This window comes from Pseudomonas sp. GW821-FHT07G10, from assembly GCF_059418545.1.
The window spans coordinates 79,792-103,310 of record NZ_JBWKQB010000023.1 but is presented as its reverse complement, the minus strand read 5'-3'; the positions used below and the strand labels follow the sequence as shown (position 1 = coordinate 103,310).

Annotated in this window: 24 protein-coding genes and 1 pseudogene; 15 read left to right on the top strand and 10 right to left on the bottom strand. The window is 57.0% G+C overall.

Annotated features, from left to right (window positions below; genetic code table 11):
• Positions 1–83 (top strand): annotated as a pseudogene (locus AC07O1_RS22730) (co-regulatory protein PtrA N-terminal domain-containing protein); the annotation flags it as partial.
• Positions 84–191: 108 nt separating this feature from the next.
• On the opposite strand, the gene AC07O1_RS22725 reads toward AC07O1_RS22730, so the two are convergent.
• Positions 192–1,265: a GlxA family transcriptional regulator gene (locus tag AC07O1_RS22725; RefSeq protein ID WP_495090192.1), complete on the bottom strand. Its 1,074-nt coding sequence runs from the start codon at positions 1,263–1,265 to the stop codon at positions 192–194.
• A gap of 75 nt (positions 1,266–1,340) precedes the next feature.
• On the opposite strand from AC07O1_RS22725, the gene AC07O1_RS22720 reads away from it, so the two are divergent.
• The 4 genes from AC07O1_RS22720 (at position 1,341) to AC07O1_RS22705 (ending at position 4,431) form a co-directional block, all read left to right on the top strand.
• Positions 1,341–1,982 carry an HD domain-containing protein gene (locus tag AC07O1_RS22720; protein ID WP_495090191.1) on the top strand — a complete coding sequence of 214 codons (642 nt, stop codon included), beginning with the start codon at positions 1,341–1,343 and terminating at the stop codon, positions 1,980–1,982.
• 108 nt (positions 1,983–2,090) lie between these two features.
• Positions 2,091–2,972 (top strand): NmrA family NAD(P)-binding protein, encoded by an 882-nt coding sequence (locus AC07O1_RS22715; protein ID WP_495090190.1) that lies wholly within the window; start codon positions 2,091–2,093, stop codon positions 2,970–2,972.
• A gap of 170 nt (positions 2,973–3,142) precedes the next feature.
• Positions 3,143–3,763, top strand: coding sequence for a glutathione S-transferase family protein (locus tag AC07O1_RS22710; protein WP_495090189.1), 621 nt, complete (start codon positions 3,143–3,145; stop codon positions 3,761–3,763).
• Between the two features lie 389 nt (positions 3,764–4,152).
• Positions 4,153–4,431 (top strand): DUF2790 domain-containing protein, encoded by a 279-nt coding sequence (locus AC07O1_RS22705; protein ID WP_495090188.1) that lies wholly within the window; start codon positions 4,153–4,155, stop codon positions 4,429–4,431.
• Between the two features lie 379 nt (positions 4,432–4,810).
• On the opposite strand, the gene AC07O1_RS22700 is transcribed toward AC07O1_RS22705, so the two are convergent.
• The 5 genes from AC07O1_RS22700 to AC07O1_RS22680 form a co-directional block, all read right to left on the bottom strand.
• On the bottom strand, positions 4,811–5,128 hold the full coding sequence (locus AC07O1_RS22700) for a hypothetical protein (RefSeq protein WP_495090187.1): 318 nt from the start codon (positions 5,126–5,128) through the stop codon (positions 4,811–4,813).
• 207 nt (positions 5,129–5,335) lie between these two features.
• A complete protein-coding gene (locus AC07O1_RS22695; protein ID WP_495090186.1) occupies positions 5,336–5,569 on the bottom strand; it encodes a hypothetical protein in 234 nt (77 codons plus the stop codon).
• A 48-nt stretch (positions 5,570–5,617) separates the two neighbouring features.
• The gene (locus AC07O1_RS22690; RefSeq protein ID WP_495090185.1) at positions 5,618–5,815 is read right to left on the bottom strand and encodes a transposase; all 198 of its coding nucleotides are present in this window, start codon (positions 5,813–5,815) and stop codon (positions 5,618–5,620) included.
• Positions 5,816–6,038: 223 nt separating this feature from the next.
• Positions 6,039–7,091, bottom strand: coding sequence for an ADP-ribosylglycohydrolase family protein (locus AC07O1_RS22685; RefSeq protein WP_495090184.1), 1,053 nt, complete (start codon positions 7,089–7,091; stop codon positions 6,039–6,041).
• Between the two features lie 10 nt (positions 7,092–7,101).
• Positions 7,102–7,356, bottom strand: coding sequence for a hypothetical protein (locus AC07O1_RS22680; RefSeq protein ID WP_495090183.1), 255 nt, complete (start codon positions 7,354–7,356; stop codon positions 7,102–7,104).
• A gap of 119 nt (positions 7,357–7,475) precedes the next feature.
• Here AC07O1_RS22680 and AC07O1_RS22675 point away from each other — a divergent pair, with 119 nt between their 5' ends.
• From AC07O1_RS22675 to AC07O1_RS22645, 7 genes are all read left to right on the top strand, one after another.
• Positions 7,476–8,348 (top strand): BrxR family helix-turn-helix transcriptional regulator, encoded by an 873-nt coding sequence (locus AC07O1_RS22675; RefSeq protein ID WP_495090182.1) that lies wholly within the window; start codon positions 7,476–7,478, stop codon positions 8,346–8,348.
• 236 nt (positions 8,349–8,584) lie between these two features.
• Positions 8,585–9,277 (top strand): hypothetical protein, encoded by a 693-nt coding sequence (locus AC07O1_RS22670; protein WP_495090181.1) that lies wholly within the window; start codon positions 8,585–8,587, stop codon positions 9,275–9,277.
• A gap of 499 nt (positions 9,278–9,776) precedes the next feature.
• Positions 9,777–10,898 carry an ankyrin repeat domain-containing protein gene (locus AC07O1_RS22665; protein WP_495090180.1) on the top strand — a complete coding sequence of 374 codons (1,122 nt, stop codon included), beginning with the start codon at positions 9,777–9,779 and terminating at the stop codon, positions 10,896–10,898.
• A gap of 209 nt (positions 10,899–11,107) precedes the next feature.
• Positions 11,108–12,067: an ATP-binding protein gene (locus tag AC07O1_RS22660; RefSeq protein ID WP_495090179.1), complete on the top strand. Its 960-nt coding sequence runs from the start codon at positions 11,108–11,110 to the stop codon at positions 12,065–12,067.
• 10 nt (positions 12,068–12,077) lie between these two features.
• Positions 12,078–13,310 (top strand): hypothetical protein, encoded by a 1,233-nt coding sequence (locus tag AC07O1_RS22655; protein ID WP_495090178.1) that lies wholly within the window; start codon positions 12,078–12,080, stop codon positions 13,308–13,310.
• Positions 13,307–15,340 carry a hypothetical protein gene (locus tag AC07O1_RS22650; RefSeq protein WP_495090177.1) on the top strand — a complete coding sequence of 678 codons (2,034 nt, stop codon included), beginning with the start codon at positions 13,307–13,309 and terminating at the stop codon, positions 15,338–15,340. Before AC07O1_RS22655 ends, AC07O1_RS22650 begins: the two co-directional genes overlap by 4 nt.
• Positions 15,337–15,993 carry an OmpA/MotB family protein gene (locus AC07O1_RS22645; RefSeq protein ID WP_495090176.1) on the top strand — a complete coding sequence of 219 codons (657 nt, stop codon included), beginning with the start codon at positions 15,337–15,339 and terminating at the stop codon, positions 15,991–15,993. The genes AC07O1_RS22650 and AC07O1_RS22645 overlap by 4 nt, the downstream gene beginning before the upstream one ends.
• A 101-nt stretch (positions 15,994–16,094) precedes the next feature.
• On the opposite strand, the gene AC07O1_RS22640 is transcribed toward AC07O1_RS22645, so the two are convergent.
• Entirely contained in the window at positions 16,095–17,558 is a 1,464-nt protein-coding gene (locus AC07O1_RS22640) for a DUF726 domain-containing protein (RefSeq protein ID WP_495090175.1), read from the bottom strand.
• A 14-nt stretch (positions 17,559–17,572) separates the two neighbouring features.
• Between AC07O1_RS22640 and AC07O1_RS22635 the strand changes: the two genes are divergently transcribed.
• Positions 17,573–17,896 carry a hypothetical protein gene (locus tag AC07O1_RS22635; protein WP_495090174.1) on the top strand — a complete coding sequence of 108 codons (324 nt, stop codon included), beginning with the start codon at positions 17,573–17,575 and terminating at the stop codon, positions 17,894–17,896.
• A 401-nt stretch (positions 17,897–18,297) separates the two neighbouring features.
• Positions 18,298–20,391 carry an AAA family ATPase gene (locus AC07O1_RS22630; protein ID WP_495090173.1) on the top strand — a complete coding sequence of 698 codons (2,094 nt, stop codon included), beginning with the start codon at positions 18,298–18,300 and terminating at the stop codon, positions 20,389–20,391.
• A 52-nt stretch (positions 20,392–20,443) separates the two neighbouring features.
• Here the strand turns inward: AC07O1_RS22630 and AC07O1_RS22625 are convergent, their stop codons facing one another.
• The 3 genes from AC07O1_RS22625 to AC07O1_RS22615 all read right to left on the bottom strand — a co-directional run bounded on the left by AC07O1_RS22625 (position 20,444) and on the right by AC07O1_RS22615 (position 22,769).
• The gene (locus AC07O1_RS22625; RefSeq protein ID WP_495090172.1) at positions 20,444–21,193 is read right to left on the bottom strand and encodes an SIR2 family NAD-dependent protein deacylase; all 750 of its coding nucleotides are present in this window, start codon (positions 21,191–21,193) and stop codon (positions 20,444–20,446) included.
• Between the two features lie 75 nt (positions 21,194–21,268).
• Entirely contained in the window at positions 21,269–22,594 is a 1,326-nt protein-coding gene (locus AC07O1_RS22620) for a hypothetical protein (RefSeq protein ID WP_495090171.1), read from the bottom strand.
• Positions 22,595–22,640: 46 nt separating this feature from the next.
• Positions 22,641–22,769: a hypothetical protein gene (locus tag AC07O1_RS22615; protein WP_275671774.1), complete on the bottom strand. Its 129-nt coding sequence runs from the start codon at positions 22,767–22,769 to the stop codon at positions 22,641–22,643.
• A gap of 356 nt (positions 22,770–23,125) precedes the next feature.
• On the opposite strand from AC07O1_RS22615, the gene AC07O1_RS22610 reads away from it, so the two are divergent.
• Positions 23,126–23,494, top strand: a complete 369-nt coding sequence (locus AC07O1_RS22610) for a hypothetical protein (protein WP_495090170.1) — start codon at positions 23,126–23,128, stop codon at positions 23,492–23,494.
• Positions 23,495–23,519 lie beyond the last annotated feature (25 nt).

The following is a 23,519-nucleotide window of genomic DNA, read 5'->3' as shown; positions in this document are numbered from 1 at the left end:
CCTACCAGGTTGCACAGAAACAGAAGGCTGAAGCCGCTGTAGCTCAAAGCAAAGCCAAGGCGGCCGATCACTCCAACAGCTGATCGGTGTAGCGCGTCACCCGGCTGACAGAAACGCGGGGAGCATGAAGAACTCGAGTCACCAAATGAATCAGTAGCCGACTTAGGTACGCTCATGACCATTGAGCATGCTTAAGCCGGCTCGCTAACTGGCGCGAAACGTTGTGCGTACTCCTTTGGACTCACCCCCATGCGTCGCACGAAGGCTTTTCTGAGCACGTCGACACTGTGGTAGCCGCATCGGCGCGCAACCTCCTCCATCGACCGCCTTCCCAGCTCTATTTGCCGACAGGCCGCTTCGACCCGAACGTCCTCGACGTATTTCGCAGGCGTTGTCTTGAACTCCCTCTGAAACATGCGGATCAAGGTCCTCACACTTGTGGCGAGCTTGTCTGCAAGTATCTCGACCGTAAGCTCCGAATGTAGATGCTCACTGATCCATACGCATAACTCATCCAGGTTCGAACCGGTCGCATGCTGCGACTGGAGAGCGACGCTGAACTGTGCCTGACCGCCTGGACGTCGCAGAAACAGGACCAGGTTCTTCGCGATCTCCAAAGCGATGTCGTCTCCCAGGTCTTCACTGACCAATGCGAGCGCAAGATCGATTCCCGCCGATATGCCAGCCGAGGTGTACAGGTTGCCATCCTTGACCCAAATCGGGTTGGGATCTACCTGCACATTGGGGTAGCGGTCAGCCAGGCTACGCGCCATCCGCCAGTGGGTCGTTGCCTTACGACCATCCAATAGTCCTGTCTCGGCCAAGGCGAACGCGCCGACACAGATCGAGCACACACGCCTGACGCTCTTGGCTCGCGTCCGGATCCACTCGATGGCGGTCTGATCCAGCTGATCCATGGCTTTCCAGCCCGACGTCACGATCAACGTGTCGATCGCCTTGTTTTCAAGACGTTCCTGTTCAAGCGTCTTGTGCGCCATGAGCGCGATGCCGGTGCTGCTCTCCAGGTGTTCATTGGCGCCCGCGCAAACGAGCTCAAGTACGTAGGGAGCAGAGTCGCCGCGATGCAGATTGTTCGCATAGGCAAACACCTCCGCCGGACCGATCACATCAAGCGAATCCACGGGCGGCAAACCCAAAATCACCACTCGTTTTTGCACCCCGCCGATAAGGGGCAAGCTTGATTTCGTCGTTTTCCGCACAGCGATCTCCCGCGTTGACCAGGTACACATATTGGCACAAATCATCTGTAAATAGTCAATTCTGCCAACCGCACCTATTTAGAATGAACTGCGAACCAACTTCATCTCCAGGAAGCAAACATGAGTACACCTGTCACCATCGGCGGCTTCAGCGCTCCAGACTCTGAACTCGCTCGCAAGGCCTCTGCCCTCGTCGAACGCGTCCACTCGACAGTGCTCCTGCACCATGTGCATCGCACGTGGTGGTTTGCCGAATTCCTTGGCCAGCAGCGAGGCTTGAAATACGACCGCGAGGCCGTCTATCTCGCCGCATTGCTGCACGACCTGGGCCTGACGCACGAATTTGCAGCCGACCAACGTTTTGAGGTCGATGGCGCCGACGCCGCCAGCCGCTTCCTGTTGGAAAACGGTTACCAGGAATCGAAAGCCGAGCTGGTTTGGGATGCGATCGCCCTGCACTCCAGCGCCGGCATCGCCGACCGCAAACAGCCAGAGATTGCCCTGATCTACATGGGCGCCCATGTCGACGTGATGGGATTACGACTGGAGGAAATCACGCCATCGCTGGTCGAGGATACGCTGGCCCTCTACCCCCGCATTGGAATGAAAGCCGCATTTACCCAAGCGGTCGCTGAAGTGGCCAGGAAGAAACCTCACACCGCGATTGGCACTGGGCTCGCTGATGTCGGACGTCGACACGTGCACGGGTTCGATTGCCCGAATGTGTGCGACCTGATTGATCACGCTCCTTTCGACAGCTGAATGCGGTGCTGCCCAACGGCACTGTTGCGCAACATTCGTGAATGGGTGACGCCTGATACGTGATATCGGCGCGAGCAATGTGTGTTCCTTTACTTTGGAGTATTCACCATGCAGCAACGTAAATACCTCGTCACCGGCGCTACGGGGAAAACTGGCGTCTACACCATTCGCCACCTTCTCAACGGAGGCCATGCGGTTCGGGCTTTCGTACATCAGGAAGACGAGCGCAGTGCAGCTCTCAAGAGTGAAGGCGCCGAAATATTTGTCGGCGATCTCCTCGAGCATGACGACATCATCCGTGCGATGGAGGGAGTCACAGGCGCCTATCTGTGCTACCCCGTGCGCCCGGGCTACATTCAGGCGACCGCCTATTTTGCCGATGCCGCCCGGCGAGCAGGCGTCGAGGTCGTGGTGGAAATGTCGCAGATTTCCGCGCGGGAAGATTCATTGAGCCACGCCGCGCGCGACCACTGGATCGCAGAGCGCGTACTCGACTGGTCTGGAGTACCCACCGTCCATATCCGCCCGACATTCTTTTCTGAATGGTTGATCTTTCCGTGGGTGCTTGATCAGATCGTGAAGGAGAACAAGATCACGCTGCCATACGGTAGCGGACGACATGCACCGATCGCTGCCGAAGATCAAGCGCGACTGATCGCCGCTGTTCTCACGCAACCGTCTGGCCATATCGGGAAAACCTACCCGCTTTACGGCCCTGTCGAGATGAACCATCAAGAGATTGCCGATGAAATCAGCGGCATCGTAGGTCGCACCATCACCTACAGCCCTTCGACCATCGAAGAGTATCGCCAGCATCTGGAGACCTACGATCTGCCGGAGTTTGTGATCCAGCATTTCCTTGCGGTCGCGATCGATTACCAGAACGGAATTTTTAGCGGCGAGGATGGGGTTATCGGTCAAATCACCGGACAAGCGCCTCAAACGGTGGGTGACTTCGTACGTGCCAACCGGCAAGCGTTCGAGGTGTGATCACCAGGGGTGTATGCGCCTGGTCTTGATGACCTTTGCATACGCCACTTTTTAAGTAAGCGTTCCGGGAAGCTCAAGCTGACACAGAACAAGACGGACAAGCGCTCTACACTGTCCAGATCAAGTAGCACCCACTGAATAGCCATTCATTCTTTCCAATGGAGTGCCTGATGAACACCGTAATAGAGCTGTATGGCGCTAATACCGGCAACAGTCTGAGGGCTGCAATAGCCTTGGAAGAAGCAGGTATCCCCTACACGGCACGGAGACTGAATCTGCAAGCCAATGAGCAGCGCGACCTGGCGTACCTGGCGCTTAATCCGGCGGGAAAAGTCCCAACCCTGGTCGACCATACGTCGACACCGGCACTGGTCATCAACCAATCAAACGCAATCATTCAGTTCGCTGATGCCAAAGCTCCCGGCCGACTCGCACCAGCGCATCCTGGACCAGAGCGCGACAGAGTGTTTGATCGCTACTTCTTTTTCGTAACGGACGTAATCGCGCCTAGCCATGCAGCATTCTTCCTGCGCCAAGCGGGATTAAATGATGCGGCCACGCTCATCGATCTGCGGGTCATTGAACAACTCGTCTATGCAGAACGGTTTCTTACCGACGACTTTATGGCCGGAGATCAGTTTTCCATGGCGGACATCTCTGCCTTCACCATTGCGGCATCAATTCGTGACCGGCTGGATTGGGCAGCGCTTCCACGCTTATCACGCTGGTTCGACGCGATCGAAGCCAGGCCCGCCGTGCAGCAAGGATTGAAAGCGTTCCAAAGTCACTAAGCGCTACCGCGCAGACCTTTTTGTGTGCGCTAAAGAGTTCGACGACGCCTGCCCTGACGTTGAAAAGCCATCCCGATGTGAAGAGCCACGCTTCAACGGATGCCGTTCCACTGGGTTAGTCATGGATAGAACCGGTCTCACCCGACTGGTTCTAAAGACCCAACGCAGGTTGTCCGTTCAGCCTGATTCCAATAACTCTTTGATAAATCCGGCACCAAGCCAGGGTTTAACGGACAAGTGGTCGAGAGCCTCAACCACGGGGGATTGCTGGCACTTGGCAGCGGCTGTGGCAACACCAGACAGGGGGCGTTCGTCGGGGTGGGGTGAACTTCACCCTCACCGACGGTCACTAAGTCCCTGCAAGCGAACTCAAACAGAGGAACAGCCTTATGCAAATGGCCTCAGTTGTCAGCGCGGTGATTTCCAGTCTCGCGCCAAGTGTATTCGCCCAGAACGGCCAGCAAGACCCCGGTGCGAGCATCTCCGCCGTGGACTACCACTACGGGATGGAAATCGATGTGCAGAAGGTGCTGCAACGCACCGACACGTCCCAGAAGACAGGCGTGGTACCGGTGACCCTGGTCTACGAGGACAGCGAGGGCGAGGTGCACAAGATCCGCTTCCTCGAATGGGGCGGAAGCACAGCGAGCACCACCAGCATTACCTGATCAGCCCTGTCGATAGGGGTGCAGGCTACGCGCCTGCTCAGCGTAGGTCTGTACCCTCGACTCGCTCCTGAAGCAGGAGCTCGTCCACCACCACGCGTCGGCCGGCTGAGTCAGCCAACGTCCGGATAGTGGCGATTGGCGCGAAGCCATCCATTCGACGCTGCTCCGCCTCCACGCCGCGGCCCCAGAAGCATCGGCGCACTTCCTCGCCGCGTCACGTCAGCTCGAAATAGCCTGGACCTGCCATGTTGGAAGATCACCGACCGTGATAGCACCATTGATGTGATGGAGCTGCGCAGGATTGATGTTGGAGAGGAGCAGTTGTAGCTGCGCCATCGACTACTGCGCCGAACTCCAGGGCGTGCATTCGCAGATGCGATCACGACCCTACGTGCGAAAGCTCTTCGTCAATGAATCGCTCTGCATTCTTCGCAGCGGTTGTCGCAAACTCGTAACAGACCCGGAAGTCCTGCTCTGTTACGGATGCAGATCCCTGCAAGTTCTCCAGGCAGCGCGTTAATGCATGCTTTATCAAGCCATCATTCAGAGCATTGCGGGCTGCCTCTTCACCTTCAACCGCTCGAATGGCCGCTTCGATTTCTTCGATCTGCTCAATCTTTGCCGCCAGCGCGCCCCTGGCGAACTCATCTCGCTCGATGATTTTGGTCCAAGAGTGATCAACTATCAGCGTTTTCATTAATAGCCCCCTGTCTTACGGACTCATGCCGGGTCATCAACCAATAGCCCACAAACTCGAATCACGCCAGCCGGTGGGGATTCTCTATGTCCGCACAACAGAAGAAACCCCAGTTCATCCATGGCCAGCCAAGCATGGGTCTGCCCTTCCAGAAAGAGTGCCAACGCCGCCGACATCATCGAGCTTTACCAACGCCTTGCGGCCTGATCAGGCATCCCAGAAAACAAAAGCACCTGTGATGACCGGGATCCGCTCGGGATGAGCATGCCGCTGGCGCTCAAACCACCACCTCGTTTTCGTAACATCGAATCGGCGGTCTTGTTGAACTGAAAGCAGACGCCCCGAAACGCCGAAGTGACCACAATCCGGGCACCTCAGTTCTGTTCCATCAAGATCAGACTCAACTTTTAAAGCATCGACCCCGCAGACCAGGCATTCCATACGACTCTCCTTTTTTTAGTTAATTGCTCAACTGTAGCTGATCCCTACTCACCCTCCACCACCCGGGCATGGCCCGGCATAGGACGCCCCATGCCCACAGAAAATCAAATCCCTCGCCTTCCGAATACCAGGGCGACTTGGAAGGCGTTGCTTGATGGCAACCCCGGAGACGGTGGCGCCTGGTTGCAGCCACTCCTGAACAACCTGGGCCTTGAAAGATTTTGGATAAGAGGTTCGTTGGCGCATGGAAATCCTGACGTTAAGGGCAATCGCGTCCGCTTAAAATGATCCGACCCCGAAATGTTGGACATCACCATTGGGGGATGTCCAACATCTCAGGGTCAGATCACTCTGCGGTGCCACCGTTTTCTTCCAACCACACTCAACACACACAAACGTAAATGGCCTGGGTTTAATTGGCATCGCAGTTCTCCTGAAAATTGATCCAGAGTTGGCTCCATGAGCTCCCTCAGCCGCCGGGATACGCCCGCTCGATCTGCTGATCAAACTCTCCGCCATTCCCACAGTACTCCCGCGGAATACGTTCAATATCCTCGGAGATCTGCACAATCACCTCGCGTAACTCCAATTGTTCGTACCACCGGGCAGGAATCACCGCAGCACCATACTGAACACCCAACAGGTGCCCGGCGATCAGCCCGGTGCTGTCGCTGTCGCCACCGTGATTCACCGCCGTGATCACACCCTCCTCGAACGAGTGCGCCGTCAGGGCACACCACAGGCCAATAGCCAATGCTTCTTCGGCGACCCAACCGCCACCGAGTTCGCCGATGCGTTGCGGGGTGGGCTGGTAGCCTTCGTAAAAGAAGAACAAGACGCGCTCGATGAGACAGCGTGTTTCTTCCATACCGGGCTTTTGCCCGTATTCCCTCAAGCTCTCGGTGACTGCATTTTCAAGGCTGCCTTGCCCGTCAACAATGCGCTGGAGAATATCGGCGAACAACCCAGCCGCCAGGTAGCCCGTAGGGTGCCCGTGGGTTAACCGCCCGGACTGGCTAGCATAGTCAAAGGCGTTGGCAAAAAACGCACAGGGCGCGACACGCATCACGGCGCCACAGCCTTTGCTGTTGTTCTCCGCGACAGCCCCCAGCCGCGGACTGGCCTTGAGTGCACCTAAGCAGGTAGTGCCAGGGGCGCGGCGAGACCAGAGCGCCAGTTGCTCGATCAGCCACCCGTCCCTGCTGACAGGCATCACCGTAGGGTAATCCTGGGTCATCAACCAGCGCAGCAACGCATGATGGATAATGCTCGGCACGTCGCAAATCCCTCGCGAACTGCCGCGCACATGAGCCCGCAGCAACCCTTCGGCCGTGAAAAGCATCATCTGCGTATCATCGGTAATAGCTCCGGTGATGCCATAAGCCGGGGCAAAATCGACGATTCCCCGTGGCCCGAACTTTACCTGGATGGTGTGCCATTCAAGGAATTCGACGGGCGCCCCCAAAGCGTCGCCCACTGCGCCACCGAGCAAGCAGCCTTTGATCCGTTCAAGTCTGTTCATGTGCTTTTCCTTACGCCGCTGGAATCATTGCTTGCAGCAGCACCAGCTTTCTTTGCAACTGCTCGACGTGTGCCTTTTCGGCTCTAAGGGCCGAGCGCAGCTCGCGGTTTTCCATTTCCCAGATCCTTGCCCAGCGGGTTGCAGTCTTGCAATCGCGGATCGTCTGCCCGATGTCATGCAGCTTGAAACACTGAATCAGTAACACCAGCGCAATCATGCCCATCGCCAGCAAGGCCCCTGTCGAAACAGCATCCGACATTGTCATGTCTACATCCTTTCGTGAGTTCGATTGAGCTCGAAGACAGACCAAGAATATGTAGTGTTTTACGACAGGTATAGAATGTAGACTTATACAGGTAAAGTATTCACGCATATGGAGCGGTCATGAAACGCAAACAAGACATCAAGCAAGTTCGCTGGGATCTGGCACTTCGCTATCGCTTGATCGAGACCGTCGCCTGGTGGGAAGGCCGGCTGACCACGGTGCACCTGATCCAGAGCTTCGGGATCAGTCGTCAGCAGGCGTCCAAGGACATCAACACCTACATCACTGAACATGCGCCTAAAAACCTTACATATGACAAGCAGCTGAAGGGCTACGTCCCCAGCAAACAGTTCAAGCCACTGTTCATCGACGACAGCGCCAGCGCTTATCTGCACCTGCTCAATCAGACCCATTCCCGCGCGCCGCATGTGGAAGGGTTGGCCTTGGCGTATGCCCACACCATGGTGCTGGAGGTGCCGGACCGGACGATTCGACCCGAAGTGTTGCGCCCATTGCTCAAGGCATGCCGCGACAGCGAGGTTATTGAAGTCGAGTATGTTTCACTCGCTAACCCGGCTCCGGAAACTCGCTTGATTGCGCCTCACACACTGATTTACACCGGCATGCGCTGGCATGTGCGGGCGTATTGCGAGAAGAATCGTGAGTACCGGGATTTTGTGCTGAGTCGTCTGCGCGGCCAACCGGAGTTCGAACGCAAGACCGAGAACCTCATCGGCGAGGATGAAGACTGGAACACCGAAGTGAATGTGGTCATCGAACCCGACTCACGCCTCAAGCCTGCGCAGAAGGCAATCATCGAAGCCGACTTCGGCATGGAGGATGGTGTGCTGGTCATTCCGACACGCCGGGCCTTGGTCAAGTATGTGTTGCAACGTTTTCAGATCGATCCGAAAAAGCTCGACCCCAAAGCGGCGGCGCAGCAGATCGTGGTGAAAAATCTGGATGAGTTGAAGCCTTGGTTGTACGAGTGATCTAACAGCTACTGACTTGATTCGTGACGCAGTGCATCACGAATTACCCGTCTTCAGTGTAAGTGGGGGCGGACCGGGCTTACCTGATATTGCAGCTTACCTAAAAGAAGCCAAGTGCCACTATTGGCGTCCGACGGATAGTCCTTGTCATTCCTGTCCTGGAGAAAAGGGCGAAATTGAACACATCGCTATCTGCACCCCGGATTTTTTAGTCAGTACACGGACAGAGGTTTCGCATGACAGAAGAAAAGGAAGACAACGGCTCCTCTCTGATGAAACTTGTCGAGGCCATTGCCATCACGCCTAAGGACGCCCGGGAACTGGTCTCTCAGTATGAAGGCCAGGTACGCAAGGCAGAGCCGGATGCCAGCGGCGAGCGCATCCAGGCACTGGTTACTGACAAGATCATCGAGCGCTACTCCAAAATGGCAGCGGCCACCGGCGGTGCAACGTCCTTGGCCGGCGTCATTCCTGGCATCGGTACGGCGGTGGCCATGGTCGGGGGCGGCGCAGCAGACGTTTCGTTATGCATGAAACTGCAAATCGATATGACGATGTGCCTTGGCATTGCGATCAACAACAAAATGTCAAATGAAGACGCCAAACATATGTCCTTCGTCATCGCGCTTTGCGGATCGCTGGAACAGATGGCCTCAAGCGGCGCCACCAATGTTGCTTCGAAGGCGGCAGTAAGGGTTGTCAGTGAGTACCTCAAAGGCGCCACCCTTCAGACCATCAAACAGCTTTTCAAACAGGTGGGGATCAACTTCACCAAAGCTGCGGCGTCCAAAGCCATTCCATTCGGAGTGGGTGTCGTGATCGGTACTGCGGTCAATTATGCGCTGACTCGTTATGTGGGTAGCGTAGCCCGGGACGTATTTTTGCTTCATGTAGAGGGTAGTGAGGGCGCCACCACGGCGCTGTCATAGCAGCTCACTGAAACAACCTGCATACCGTCGCCACCCATTGTCTGGGCAATTGGGTGGCGGCGATACCAATTTGGAGCACGGCACCGCATCGACGATCCGTCGCCTCAAAAGCGCGCAGTCGCGAAAGCCATTCAGCCAGCGTTCGGTCAATAAATCCTGCATGCCGATGGCTCAACTTTTGGCTCCCAGCTCTATGGTTACCCCCTTTGATAGCTGGGGCTTTGTATCAATATGCGATCACCAGCAACTCCCAATTACCGCGACGCATTCTGCCCCCTACCTCATCCTGCCCTCGCCCAGGTTTCAGGATTTCCGCGATCTGGATCAGATCGGATTCATTCACCGAGCACGCTAAAGATTATTGGATTCAAGCCGATAGCCGACAAGCCAGCGTATTTCTACGTACAAGCCAAATTTTTTCACAAGGTGTCTCCGGAGAAGCGAGACGCCGCTCAGCACTGACGTGGTGGCGACATATGGACATGAAGAGGTCAACATCATGAATCAGCCTTACAGCGGTATCGTGCGCACTCCAAAGGCGCCACAGGCATGCCTGGCTATCGAACTGCGGCGTGTACCAGATGACATTCGCAACGACCTGCACAAATGGATGTGGGCGTTTGCCGAACTTTGGGCCTACAAACACGAGCAGCAGCCGCCCGCGACGCTGTGGACGAAAGATGTGTGGGTCCAGAACGCGGACGGCCATCGCGAACTCCACCTGGTATGCAGCAGCAAGATGCCTCACTATTTCTTGAGCGAGTTGGCCGAGCACTTGAGCCAATGGATCGAGAAAGCCCTCAAATTCACCGGGCGCGCCACAGTCGACGGCAACAACGAATGGATGCCACTGTTCCATTGGCAGGATGGCAAGGCCTGGAGCTACAAGGACCTGGACAACTGGCAAGACCGGGACCAGACACCCATGCCGCATGCTCCGCCCACCCCCGAATGCAATAACGGTTTCACCAACTACATCGAACCCACCACGTACTCGCCGGAAGAACTCAACACACTGGCATTCCAGGCCGCCCGCGAGTCAGGTGACCGTGAAGACCTCGGCGAGTATCTCGAGGCTAATCGAGACATCCTCCATTCCTTCGAAGCCTATGACAGAGGTGTAACACCGTTGCATCTGGCAGCGGCACAAGCTGATGTCGAGGCTTGTGAGACGTTGCTGCGCTATGTCTCTGACGCGGTACCGAACAGTTACTTCCAAACGCCACTCATGCACCTCGCGGACAGCCGTGCAAAGCAGTCCTTTGGGCCAATCATTTCCCTGCTCCACTCAACACTCCATCACAGAGATCCGAAAGGACGTACTGCATTGATGTTTGCCGCACATGGACAAGGCATCGGGAGTCGTCTCGGTAACCTGGCACTGGTCAAGGCACTGGTGGCGGCAGGCGCAGACGTTTGTGATACCGACGAACACGGTTACAGCGCTTTGGGTTGGGCCAAAAAAAACCTGAATCCCGAAAGGCCGGATGCCAATAGAGAAGTGATCAAGTGGCTCGAACAGCGCTATTACGAGAAGGAAGTCGAGCGTTTCTTCCGGCGGAACTACGAGCACCATTTTGATGAGAAAGGTGGGATGCATATTGTGAGTCGCAGCCGATAGATGACGATCATTATCAGGAGAACGATGCAACGTGAACTATCAGTCACAAGCAGAAGATGCCAACAGCCGCTTTCAGATCATGCAAGGTGGTTACGTCATGAAAGGCCGCGAGGCGCGACGCAAGATGTCGTAGGCACGCGCAACACTCTGCTCGTCTGCGGATGCCTTGTTCACACTCACTTTTCTTGACGGATCAAAGGTTCGAACCCATGTCATCGAATGACTACCTGCGCAACAAAATCCGCCCGCGGTTTCTCGAAGGGCTGGACGAGCAACCAACCACAGCCCCCTCTCCTGCCAAAGCAGAATTTCGCTGCGTCGAACCACGTTTCACCCTTGAGCGTGACGTGGTGATGTCGAGCGACCTGGAGCAACAGCTGGCAGAGGCTGTCGCCAAGATCGAGCATTACCAGACCATCTATGTCGAGTGGGGCTTTGCTGCTGCGGACCCGGCCGGCAAAGGCACGATCCTGAATTTTTACGGCCCGCCGGGCACCGGCAAAACACTGACGGCTGAAGCCTTCGCCGGAAGTCTGGGCAAAAAGATCATGCTGGTAAGCATTGCAGACCTGGAAAGCAAGTTCATGGGCGATACGTCCAAGAACATCGCTGCCGTGTTCCGCAGTGCCCAGACCGAGGGCGCGGTTCTGTTTTTTGACGAGGCGGACACCCTGCTGGGCAAACGGCTTTCATCGGTCACCCAAGGCATCGACAACGAAGTCAATGCCATGCGTTCGACCCTGCTGATCGAGCTGGAGCGACACGAAGGCGTGGTCATCTTCGCCACCAACTTCGCCAAGAATTACGATGCAGCGTTTGTCAGCCGTATCTCCCAGCACGTGGGCTTCGAGCTGCCGGGCGAGCCTGAGCGGCATGCCATCTGGGCAAAGCTTTTGGTACCCGGCATCCCGCTGGCCGATGAGCGCGACATGCTGCTGAGCTCGGTGGCGCAATCATCCCAAGGGCTATCGGGGCGTGAGATTCGCACCTGCATGCGCCTGGCCCTGGCCAAGGCCGTGAGGGTGCAGACAAAGCCCGCATTGGCGCTGGCCCACCTGCAGGACGCCATCGACCAGGTCGCCAACGCCATGGAGCAGATACAAACAAACAACAGCAAAAACAACACACCAACATTGGAAGCGGCACGCAAATTACTGGGCGTCAGCTGAGGAGCAAGTCATGGGTTTTTGGGATCGGGTAAAATCAGTAGGCTCCAGTGTTATCAACACGATAAAAGAAAAGGCCGTCGCCGCCGTCAACTGGATGGCCGACAAGGCGGAAACCTTTGTCGGCGACGTCAAGAAAATCTGGAAGACAGTAAAGCCCTATCTCAGTCAGGCTCGGGTCGCCCTCACCATGCTGGCCCAGTACTCCCCCTGGCCCATCCTGACCGCCTTGGCGCTCGGCCTGGAAAAGGTCCTGGGGTTTCTTGAAAACATCGACAAACATCCGTTGATGGAAAAACTGCAGAAGGCCATCGACTGGGTGATCAACGCCGCCCGGGAAATCCGCGAGAAAGTCCTCAACGACATCGAAATCAAGGAAGCCGAAGCACGTGCTCGCACGTTCAAGGAAACCATCGACAGAGTCCCGGCGGCTGAACTGGCAGCGGTCAGGGTAGCCGAGTTGATCAACGCCTACCTGCTGACCAAGGCCAAGATCCTACGCGTGGTCGACAGCGAGCAGTTCAAGGACTTCAACCATTACCTGCGCATCCGCGCGGCACAGAAGCTGCTGATGTTCTACGAAAAGCGCATGACCTCCATTGAGCGATTGAGCGATGTTGATGCCGACATGATGGCCCTGATGGATATCTCCACCAGCCTGCTGGACGAGAACCCGTCGCTGACGATCGAACAGACCGAAACCCTGAACGAGCTGACCACCCTGCATTTCGGTAAGCCTGTGGTGCCCTTTGTTTTCGAAGAAATGACCCTGGCGTGGAACATGGATCTGCAGCACCTCGAAGATCAGTGGCAACAGCTCAACAAGAGCCTGGCCCGCGACAAGGTACTGGCCAAGCGTATGGCAATGGCCAGCCGTACCGAAGCGCTGACACCGGAAGAACAGGTGGTACTCAATGACCTGGAGCGCAATCTGGGCCGGGACAGCCAGCGGCTGGACAATCTGGATGTGAGCATTCGGGAAAAACGCTCCTACGTGTATGCATCCGAGGGCTTTCTCCAGTTGCTGGAAAAGGACGAACAGCAGTTGATTGAAGCCGGGCAGGAATACCTCGCCGATCGCAGCGAGGAAGTCGGCGCGCTGATCGCCCGTTGTGCTCAACAGGATGTGAAGTGGGCAGACCTGAGCGAGGACGAGCAAGCCCTGCTGATCGACTTCGGCAATATCTTTGAAGATGACTGCCGCGCGCGCACTGAAGCGTTCAAGGAAATTGAGGTCAGCTTGTGAACAGCGAATTGATGAGCTTTTTGCTGCCGCATGCCGAACTGCTACAGATGGGCTTTTTCGTTTTCATCTGGAGCGTGACCGTCCTGACGGCTCTGACGGTCGCCCTGCAGGCCAAGCCCAAAGGCTGGGAAAAAAAGTGGCGCGGCGGCAATCTGGAATCATCGGCGCTGCAAGCGGACCATGGTTCGGTTCACGATTTGAGCGAAGCGGTGTCCACCACCGCCGAAAAAATCGCAGGCATCATGCCCGGGATGCTGTTGGTGGTGGGTTTGCTGGGAACCTTCCTGGGCTTGGGGATGGCGCTGGACCATGCGTCTACCATTCTCCAGAAAAGTGGTATTGCCTCCGTCGGTGCCATGGGCGGCGCCATGCAAGATCTCACGGCCATGATGCAGGGCCTGGGCACCAAGTTCAAAACGTCCACCTGGGGCATCATGGCCTTCATTCTCTTGAAGGTGTGGGATTTGCTCCTGGGTTACGAGAGTCGTCGGCTGGCCTGGTGTATCGCCAGGGTAAAGGCCGAGATGGAACGGTCCCAGGAACAACGCGAGGCCGCCCGCAAGGCACACGACGCCTTCCTGCATAGCTGCATGGCCAATGCTGCCAAGTACTTGAGCGGTGCCATGGGCAAACAGGCAGACGCGATGAAGGTGCTATGGCATCAACAACTGAAAACTCAGCAACGCACTGAAAGCGAAAAACAACAATTGCTGCAGGCTGGCTTCGACAGCCTGAACACCAATATTGCAGGCGTAGCGCAAGGCATCGGTGCGTTGCTGCAAAGTAACACTGACAGCCAGCAAGCCATTGTCAGCGAAATTGCGAGTTCCGCCGAACGCACCGAGCGGACACTCAGCGAATTTTCCGACAGCAATCGCAGCAATCTGCAGACCGGCTTCGAGGGCCTGAACACCAGCATTGCCGGCGTAACTCAAGGCATCGGCGCGCTGCTGCAAGGTCAGAGTGACAACCAGCAAGCCGTTGTCAGCGAGATTACGAGTTCCGCCGAACGTACCGAGCGGGCACTGAGTGAATTTGCCGACAGCAATCGCAGTAATCTGCAGACTGGTTTCGAGGGTCTGAACAGCGGTATCGCCGGCGTAACCCAAGGTATCGGCGCGCTGCTGCAAGGTCAGACTGACAGCCAGCAGGTTGCTCGCGAGGGGCAGGCCATTTTCAGCGAGATCGCGAGCTCCAGCAAACGTAGCGAGCAGGCGCTGACCGAATTCACCGACAGCAGCCGCAACAATCTGCAGGCCTTGCAAGCAGCAGCGCAGACTATGGGCGATGCCGGCATCAAAGTGGCGCAGTCTGCCTCTGAGCTCCAGGCAGTGGTGGATGACTTGAACGTCCGAATGAAGGAAGTCATGGAAGGTGTGAAAGCTGACCTGAATAGCACCTTGACGACCATGAACAACGACTTCAGCCACAACCTGAACACCATGGGCGCGCAACTGGAAATCGCAACGGGGAACCTTGCCCAAGTGATGGAAGCAGTCAAGGTCGACCTCGGTTCGACCATTCGAACGATGAACCAGGACTTCGGCGACAATCTGGTCAACATGACCACCAGCCTCGGCGAGGCAACGCAGAATATCTCCAACGCCATCGGCAACATGTCGACCACGGTTAACGCTGCCATGGAAAACGTGGCCGGGAACATGAAGGCAACTGCCGATGCACAGAAGCGGACCACCGAGGAGTTCGAGATGGTCAGCCTTAACTTGAACAGCAACATCGTTTCGATTCAAGGCGTCGTCGAAAAGCTGGCCAAGGATATTGTCCACGGCCTCAAAGCCGTGTCCGAAAACGGGCAACGCATGGTGTCGCTGGACAAGCGCTACGACAAGGTCTCGGAGATGCTCATCAAGGTTCCGGAGTCGCTCAACGCTCTAGCCACCGTTGCCTCACGGCCGCCAGTCGACCTCTCACCGCTTCAGCAATCCCTTGAGCAACTGACGGATGTTGCCCTCAGCATCAACGAGTCAGTCACGGCCAGAAAAGCCGTAGAAGCCTTGGTGCGAACATGAAAGAGAAACCAAGCGAGTGGGTATCCATCTCTGACCTGATGGCTGGCGTGATGGCCGTGGTGATGTTGCTGCTGGTGGTTTCGGTGCTGCAAAACCAGTTTGCCGAACTCAAGCGTCAGGAAGAGAAGAATCAAAGTGTGGTGACCGAACAGGAGAAAGTGACCGGTCTGCTGCAGGAGATGAAGGCTGCACTGGAGGAACAAGGCGATACCGGGCTTGTGTCTTTCGATCTGGCGGGAAACAAAATGACCCTGGGCGACAAGATGTTCGCCCGCGGCAGCGCTTGCCTGACCGAAGAGGCACAACGGCAGTTGCGGCTTGTCAGCCCGCGCATTGCCAGGTTTTTCGAAAGCTCCGGCCAGGCGCAGGTTCTGGTGGAGGGGCATACCGACAATATCCAGGTGTCGCGCCCAGTGACTGACTTCGCCAAATTCTGCACGGTGTACGACGATAACTTCACCTTGTCTGCGGCCCGCGCACGCGAAGCACGCAAGCTGCTCATCGAAACGCTGGAGGCTGCACAGGCCAGGCGCGTCATCGTAGCGGGCTATGGCGACTCTCAACCCTTGCCGGACCTGGACCCTGCCGATGAGCACAACAGGCGCATAGAGGTGCAGTTCATCAACCGCGCGGATTCGACCACGCGTATTTGACTGTATGAGCTGGCCTCACCCACTCGATGGGCCGAGGCCAGCGATCGCGTTCGATAAAACTCTCTGCAATAGCCACCAACCTTCAGAAGCGAATGCTGCTCTCAAACCAACCCCTCATTCCCCAACTTCACGCGCGCATAAAAGATAATCGCCACTGCCGGTATCAACGCCGAGTACCCTGGCATTAACGCCGTCTTGAAATTGGTAATTACCCGGCTCACTGAGTATTTCGCCAGCATCCCGGGCAGAAATGAAAGCACGCTCAACGACGTAGCACTCGCTACAGTTGCCAATGCGGTCTGCGAACTGATTGGTGACGAGTCTTCAGCCGTGCTGGCTGACGCCGGCGACTTGATATAGGACTCCAGCGTCAACCGCTCAGCTAGTGCATCTATGTGTTTGAAGTAATTGCGCTCGGACATGTTTTTTAGCGCCTTGATGGGCGAATGGCTCAAAACATGGCCGCCCGGGAAGGCATTACTGAAAAACTTGCATACCAACGCGGCTTCGAGGTCCAGGATAGTTCCGCAATCATGTATTTCGGCGCGCAATTCAAAATGTGAAGCCAGCATTTCGAGCACCTCGGCGTATGGCAAACCCTGGCGGCGAGTCATGTTGGCCAGACAATTGCCTCCCAACAGCTGGAGCTCCCTGGTGAAGGAGTACAGCTTGTCGTTGTCGTCCAGGTCAGTCCAGCTGCTGGTTTTGAGATGCTTGACCGCTTCGTCCAATACTTGCGGGGGCGAAAGATCCAGCAGGTCGTAGAGCAAGTAGTCGTCACGAATGTGGTCTTTTTCCAGCGCCTCGCCACTGCTGATGGGCGCGGGTAACTGCTGCCCCTGGAAACCGGCGAAACCGGTGCATTTCAGGACTTCGTGCAATTTCGGCCAATAATCCAAGTGTCCATAACCGGTCATGGCAACGTTTTCGAAATTCGGAACCTCGTGGCGGCCCAGGCAAGTCTCGTCGATGTTCATCAACAATATAGCGTCAGACTTGGAGTAAGCGTTGATCAGGCGACCACTAATACGCCCCTTGATAGCCAGCGCCTCGTCAGCAGTTACTTCTACCGCTGCAGCCATAAGAAGCACGTCACCTATGGTGAGACAACAGTAGTCGGGTTGACGGACCAACTTCCTTAGTGCGCTGACCAATACCCGGCCACCCAAGGAATGACCAATCAGGTTGACCTCGGTCACATAGGGATGTTTCTCGAGCAGATAATCGTCCAGCTCGCTCAGAAGTACATCTCCCATTTGCGTCGCACGGCGTCGGATGAGGGCAAAGTGCGCTGCCCGGTCGGCTACCACAGCCGCCGCCGCGGCATAAGGATGCACCCGAGATGCTCCGTATATCAGGCCGCGCGACACGCTGTTCACATGGGAGTAATGACTCGAGCGCCAGAAACCCAAAATGTTTATACCGCTATGAAGCGTGGATGGGACTTGCCTGGACAAAGCCCTGCGATCGCGCAGGTCATGGCCGGCCGAGTAACCGTGAATGAATACGTTAGCCACCGTGCTCGCTTGATGAGGCAAGGTCAAAAACTTGAAGTGTTTTTCCACAAGTGAAACTCCGATTGAACAGCTCTGTCACACAGTGGTTTGCGTTATTGCTGGAGGAAGAATTTTTTGCCAATTACGCCGATCAGGCGAAGGCAGAGCACGACCGCGGTGAACACTGCTACCGCTTTGGCGGCAAGCAGGAAGTATTCCTCGATGCCGTGGAACAAGAGATTCAGTATCAGCCCTACCCCGGCAATCAGGGTGGCGATAAGGAAAAGTCCAATGAAGGGTCGCAGGAATTGGGAGTCGGTACCTTTTTCGATCAGGCCCAAGAAGGCCCGCAAAACCAGAAGACAGATTACCGCGCCAACAATGATGCCCATACGTTCCCTGTTTGAATGTAGACGCAGATTACCGGCGCCATGCCGGCCCCTTCGAATGACTTCAAGTGCCGCCCTGTTGCCGATTGCTTAAGGTTATCCCCCAGGGTATCTGCTATTGGATCCTCAACTTTAATGATCGATAGCCTATAGCCATTAAGCGCCAGAATGTGTCGCACCAAACCTTTGCTTGAATACGAAAGCGCACAAGAGCGCGCACTCCTCGTCGATACCGTCGTGGCCACTACTCTTACCCGGGCAACCTGTCTCTTCGCACCGCACACATTGGTCTACACCGGTTTGCGCTGGCACGTTCGCGCGATGTGCGAGAAGACGCTCAACTGGGGCTTCATCACACGACACATTCTGACCACCCCTCCCCCCATCCTGTCTTCTCCCAAGCGTCAGGACACCCCCGCATGCCAACCCGACTTACCCCTTTCGCCCACGACAGCCTGCGTGCCGGCGACACCTGTCCGCTCTCGCTGAAGTGGAGTTTTCAGCTGATGCTGGACCTCGGTGGTCACCGCACCTTCATCGGCCGCCACGGCTTCAACGATGACGAACTGGCCCGGGAACTGGGCCTGGTGGAGTGGGTCGATGGCAATGAATACAACGCGGCACAGGCGTTGAAGGCATTGCACCAGAGTGCGCGCGCATTCAAGGCCGATTATCCCCATGCGCCTTACCCCGATCGCTTGGCAAGCAACCTCCAGGCGCTGGGATCCTTACTGGAGTTGAGCGAAGCTGAGTTGCGGGTGTTGGGCTTCTGCGTGCTGATGCACAACGATCCGGTGCTCAGCGATGCCACCGACCAGTTGGGCATGTTGGGCTACAACCGAGCGCTCAAGTCATTGTCGGTGTTGTTGGGCCTGCCGCTGACAGAGGTCAGAACATGCCTGAGTCGTGACAGTCAGCTGGTGCGTGCTGGCTTGTTGGAGCTCGGTACCAGCCACCGCGCTTCCACTATGGTGCTGAGTTCTTTGCTGTCTGTGAGCAACCAGGACCTGCCCGGGCTTCTGCGTTTCAGCCAAGGCTCGCCACTGGAGTTGTTTGCCTATGCGTTCCGCTTGAGCCCGCCGGGTAATCTGATTCGCGAGCACTACGGCCATGTGGAGCAGCCGCTGGATATCGCCGAACGCTATCTTGCCAAGGCGTTGGCGCAGGGCCGGGCCGGGGTGAACATCTTGCTCTACGGCCCGCCGGGCACCGGCAAGACCCAGCTGACCCGCTTACTCGCCAAGAGCCTGAACAGTGCGCTTTACGAGGTGGCGTGCACCGATAGTTATGGCGACCCGCTTCACCCACAGCAGCGGTTATGTTCACTGCGTGCGGCCAACAGCGTGTTGCATGCGCAGCGGGCCTTGCTGGTGCTCGACGAGATCGAGGATATCTTTCAAACCGCCACCTTCGATATCAACGGCCGCTCCCAAAAGGCCTGGATCAACCGCATGCTTGAGGAAAATGCGTTGCCGTGCTTCTGGCTGAGCAACAGCATCGAGGCGATCGACGCTGCACATATCCGTCGCTTCGATCTGGTGATCGAGATGCCCAACCCGCCGCTGGCGCAGCGCGAGCGACTGTTGCGCGACTGTGGTGGCGGCAAGCTGGGCGACGAGTTAGTCGAGCATCTCTCGGCTCACGGGCAAGTTACCCCGGCGGTGCTCGAGCGTGCCGTGCGGGTGGGCCGCAATGTGTCGCAGCGCGCGGGCAAGGCCTTGGACGGCACCATCCGCTGCATCGTCGACGGTACCCTCAAAGCCCAAGGTTTCGCCAAGTTGCCGCACAACGACGCCAACGGCTTGCCAACCTTCTATTCGCCGGAATGGATCAACGCCGACCTGCCACTCGCCGGCCTGGTCGAGGGGCTGCGCGCCCATCCCCAGGCGCGGCTTTGTTTCTATGGCCCGCCTGGCACCGGCAAAACCGCGTTCGGGCGCTGGCTGGCCCAGGAGTTGGATAAGCCGCTGATGGTCAAACGGGTGTCCGATCTGGTCTCGCCCTACGTGGGCATGACCGAGCAGAACCTGGCTAGTGCCTTCGAGCGCGCCCAACAGGAAGACGCGGTGCTGCTGCTCGACGAGGTCGACAGTTTTCTGCAGGACCGCCGCAAGGCGCGGCAGAGCTGGGAGGTGACCACAGTGAACGAGATGCTCACACAGATGGAGAGCTACAGCGGGCTATTCATTGCGTCCACCAACTTGATTTGCGACCTGGATGAAGCTTCGTTGCGCCGCTTCGATTTGAAGGTGCATTTTGGCTATCTGGCGCCGGCCCAGACGCTGGCGTTGTTCGCTGCGCATCTGAACGCGCTGGGGCTGAAGGATCCGAAACAGGCCGCTGGGCAGCGATTGCTTGGTGAAGGGCGTCTGACTCCGGGTGACTTTGCGGCAGTGGCGCGGCGTGGGCGCTTCAAGCCGTTCGAGAGTGCCGACGAGTTAGCGGCTGCATTGTTGGCAGAGTGTCGGTTAAAGTCTGCAGGGCTGCAGCGTCCTATTGGGTTCATCCACTGAACGGGCTGAATGCGACAATTAACTGAAAGCCGATAGCAACTCGCCTTACTCGCTATCCAAATGCTTGCTCCACCAGCCGCGGCAGAACTTCTGCTGCCCTGCCGATCAGGCTGAACGCACGCCCCCCCGCTACCGCCTCCGGCTGCACATTGATGTGCACCACCCGCGCCCCGTGCTGCAGGGCAATCCGCGGTATCTCGGCCGCTGGCTGTACCAGCCCCGAAGTGCCCACCGACAGCAACAGATCACAATCCCTGGCTGCTGCCATCGCCTTGCGCCACAGGTCATCCGGTAGCGATTCGCCAAACCAGACGACGCCCGGCCGCACTTTGCCGTTGCAATGCAGGCAGCGTGGCGGCTCGATGCTGCGCCCCTGTTCAGGTTCATCGAGTTGATCACCTTTGAACTCATAGGGTCGCGCGCAGGCAAAGCAGCGCGGCGAGCCAAGGCTGCCGTGCAAATGCAATACGTCAGGGCACCCTGCGCGCTCCAGCAAGTCATCGACGTTCTGGGTGACAACGGTAAGCTTGGGCACTCGCGTAGCCAGTTTGGCTATCGCCAGGTGCGCGGCGTTCGGTTGTGCCGCCAGTACCTTGGCACGCCGCCATTCGTACCAACCCCACACCAGGGCGGGGTCATTGCGAAAGGCTTGTGCAGTGGCCAAAGCGGCAGGGTCAAATCGTTCCCATAGCCCGGTCAAGGCATCGCGGAATGTGGGGATGCCGCTCTCTGCGGAAATACCGGCGCCCGAGAAGACCACGACACGGGATGCATCGCGCAACTGTTGAGCCTGGAATTCCATTATGACCTCCTACGCTCTACCGCCGACCGAGCCGCAGCAGATCTCGGTGGACTATTGGTTGACCGTCGCCATCGGCTAACGGACGTCATAGCCAATCATGAACAATGCCCGCTCCAGCTCCAGCAGGGTTACTACCCGCCCTTGAGCGGTGAGCGCCAAGACCACTTTTTCCAGGATACGGTTGGTAACACGGACAAGATCGGCCCAATACTCGGTTTGGTTCGTCGCCAAAGTGCTGGTTTTATAAAGCGATACAAATTCGAATCCATCACGCGAGGGGTCACGCGTTTCCGCCTTGTTATTGGCCGTTTTGGTGTTCGGTCCCCAGCGAAACGCGAGGTCGGCCGGTACGACGTACTGTCGATTTTTCACAAGCCAGCGACGCGCCAACAATCCCAATGCAGCGCCCACCCGCCCATCGTAGATGATGATGTTGTCCGGGTCTGCCGCCGCGTAAATCTTGGTCATCGCGGAGTTCATGAGCAGGTTCTTGCCATCAAAGGCCTTCAGCGATGCATTGCATTCGGGCCGAAGCAGTTTGACGGCGGCGAGGATAGCTGAGCACAAGGTCTCGGCAGCGGCTTGCGCCTTGACCCACACCAGGGAAGCATCGTCCTCCTTGCGAGCGACGCCGCCCCAACTGAATATCTCCAGGCAGGCTGTTTGTGCAGCAATGTGATCGTTCGCATCGAGCGCTTGGCAAAGTCGGCTCGCAATGCTGGCAAAGTCATCAGGTGCGGGCCTTTCAGGCCACGAATAATGCTCAACTGCCTGAGGCAGGGTCAAACACCACCAGTCGCTACCTTTGGCAAGCCGTTTCCAGGGTTTCCAGGAATGATGCTTGCTGGTTTGATAGCGATGTTCGAAAGATCCTGGCTCCCCCACCCACAGCGCGCCCAGATGATTGGCGAAAGCCAGCTGGTTAGGGGTCAGGAGTCCTGGATGTGTGCTGTCAATGACCTGTTCGGTTGGTTGACGGTCAGCCACGACAGCAATTGGCCGGTTCGTCAGCCAGACGGAAGTGGGTCTTTTCGGGCTGATGCCCACAACCCCCAGTTGCTCCAGAATCGGAAGTACATAGGTGATATTTCGCTGGCCGTACGCTCCAGAGGGAAGCAGGCGGGCGGCTTTGCAAAGGGGGCCGGCTTTTTCATGGCCATTAGCAGACTCAATCACACACGGATTGCCTGCATGATGATCGTTGGCATACAGATACTCCAACGCTGCTTCGAAGGCGGCCTTGGGGATAACAAGCCCGGTCTTCCCGACCGACACCTTGACTCGCTCAGGCATTACGCTTTCTACACCGAATGAAGCGCTTTGCGAGGGCGTTCGAAGCGGTCCCAACTCGCCCATCATTGGCCACAACGATGAGACTGTTTGAGCTGCCAATTGCTTCATGGTGACTTCCTTACCAAATCCAGGAGTGGGTTGAGACGGGCGGACACTAGGCCGGTCCCTGCCCCTTGCGCAAGAACTCATTCTCCGCCTCCAACGCCTTGTAATGCCGATACACCTCGTACCCTTTCTTGGCGATGACGAAGACGCCGACGGTGGCCAGGATATTTTTCAGCACAGTCCTTACTCCCATTGTTGGATGGTTTGAGCATGCCCATACCTCGCGACAGATTGCGTCGCCACCAAAAATGAATCACAGACGATTCAGTCAGGCGACGATGAGCGTCGGCGGCCGACAATTCGCCCTTGCAGTCACTAACGAGCGCTTCCGGTTGAAATGGCGGCGTCCCTGGATGCCCTCCACACATATCCGCGTATAGATCAAAAACTTTAATAAGTGATAGCCTATCGCCATTGCGCGGCAAAATGTGTCGCATGAATTCCCCTGAACGCTCAAGCCCGGCCTTCATCAGCCGATGCAGCCACGACACTCAACACTAAGCAGCCCCCCTCAGCCCCAAGGAAAGGCCTGGAATGGATTACCAGTCACTCAAGACCCGCCACCGCAACGAACGTGACGCGCACCACCCCAACCTTGCGCTGCGGGTTCATCGGGCCCTGAGTTGGCTCAATCGCGCCGAACAGGCGCAGGACGTGGATGGTCGTTTCATCTTCCTCTGGATCGCCTTCAACGCCGCTTATGCGACCGATATCGATGACCATCAGATGTTCAACCGCATCTATACCCTGCGCAACCAACTGATCCATGGCGGCGCCACATGGGAAGGCAGCGTTAATCGCGCCAAGCTGCTCGGCAAGCTTGTTCCACTGGTGATTCTGCTCATGCTCGACAACCCGAGAACACTGTGGGGCGATGCCTGTTATCCAGTGGTCAAGGCGTAGCACCCTTTCGCCCTCCAAGCCTCTG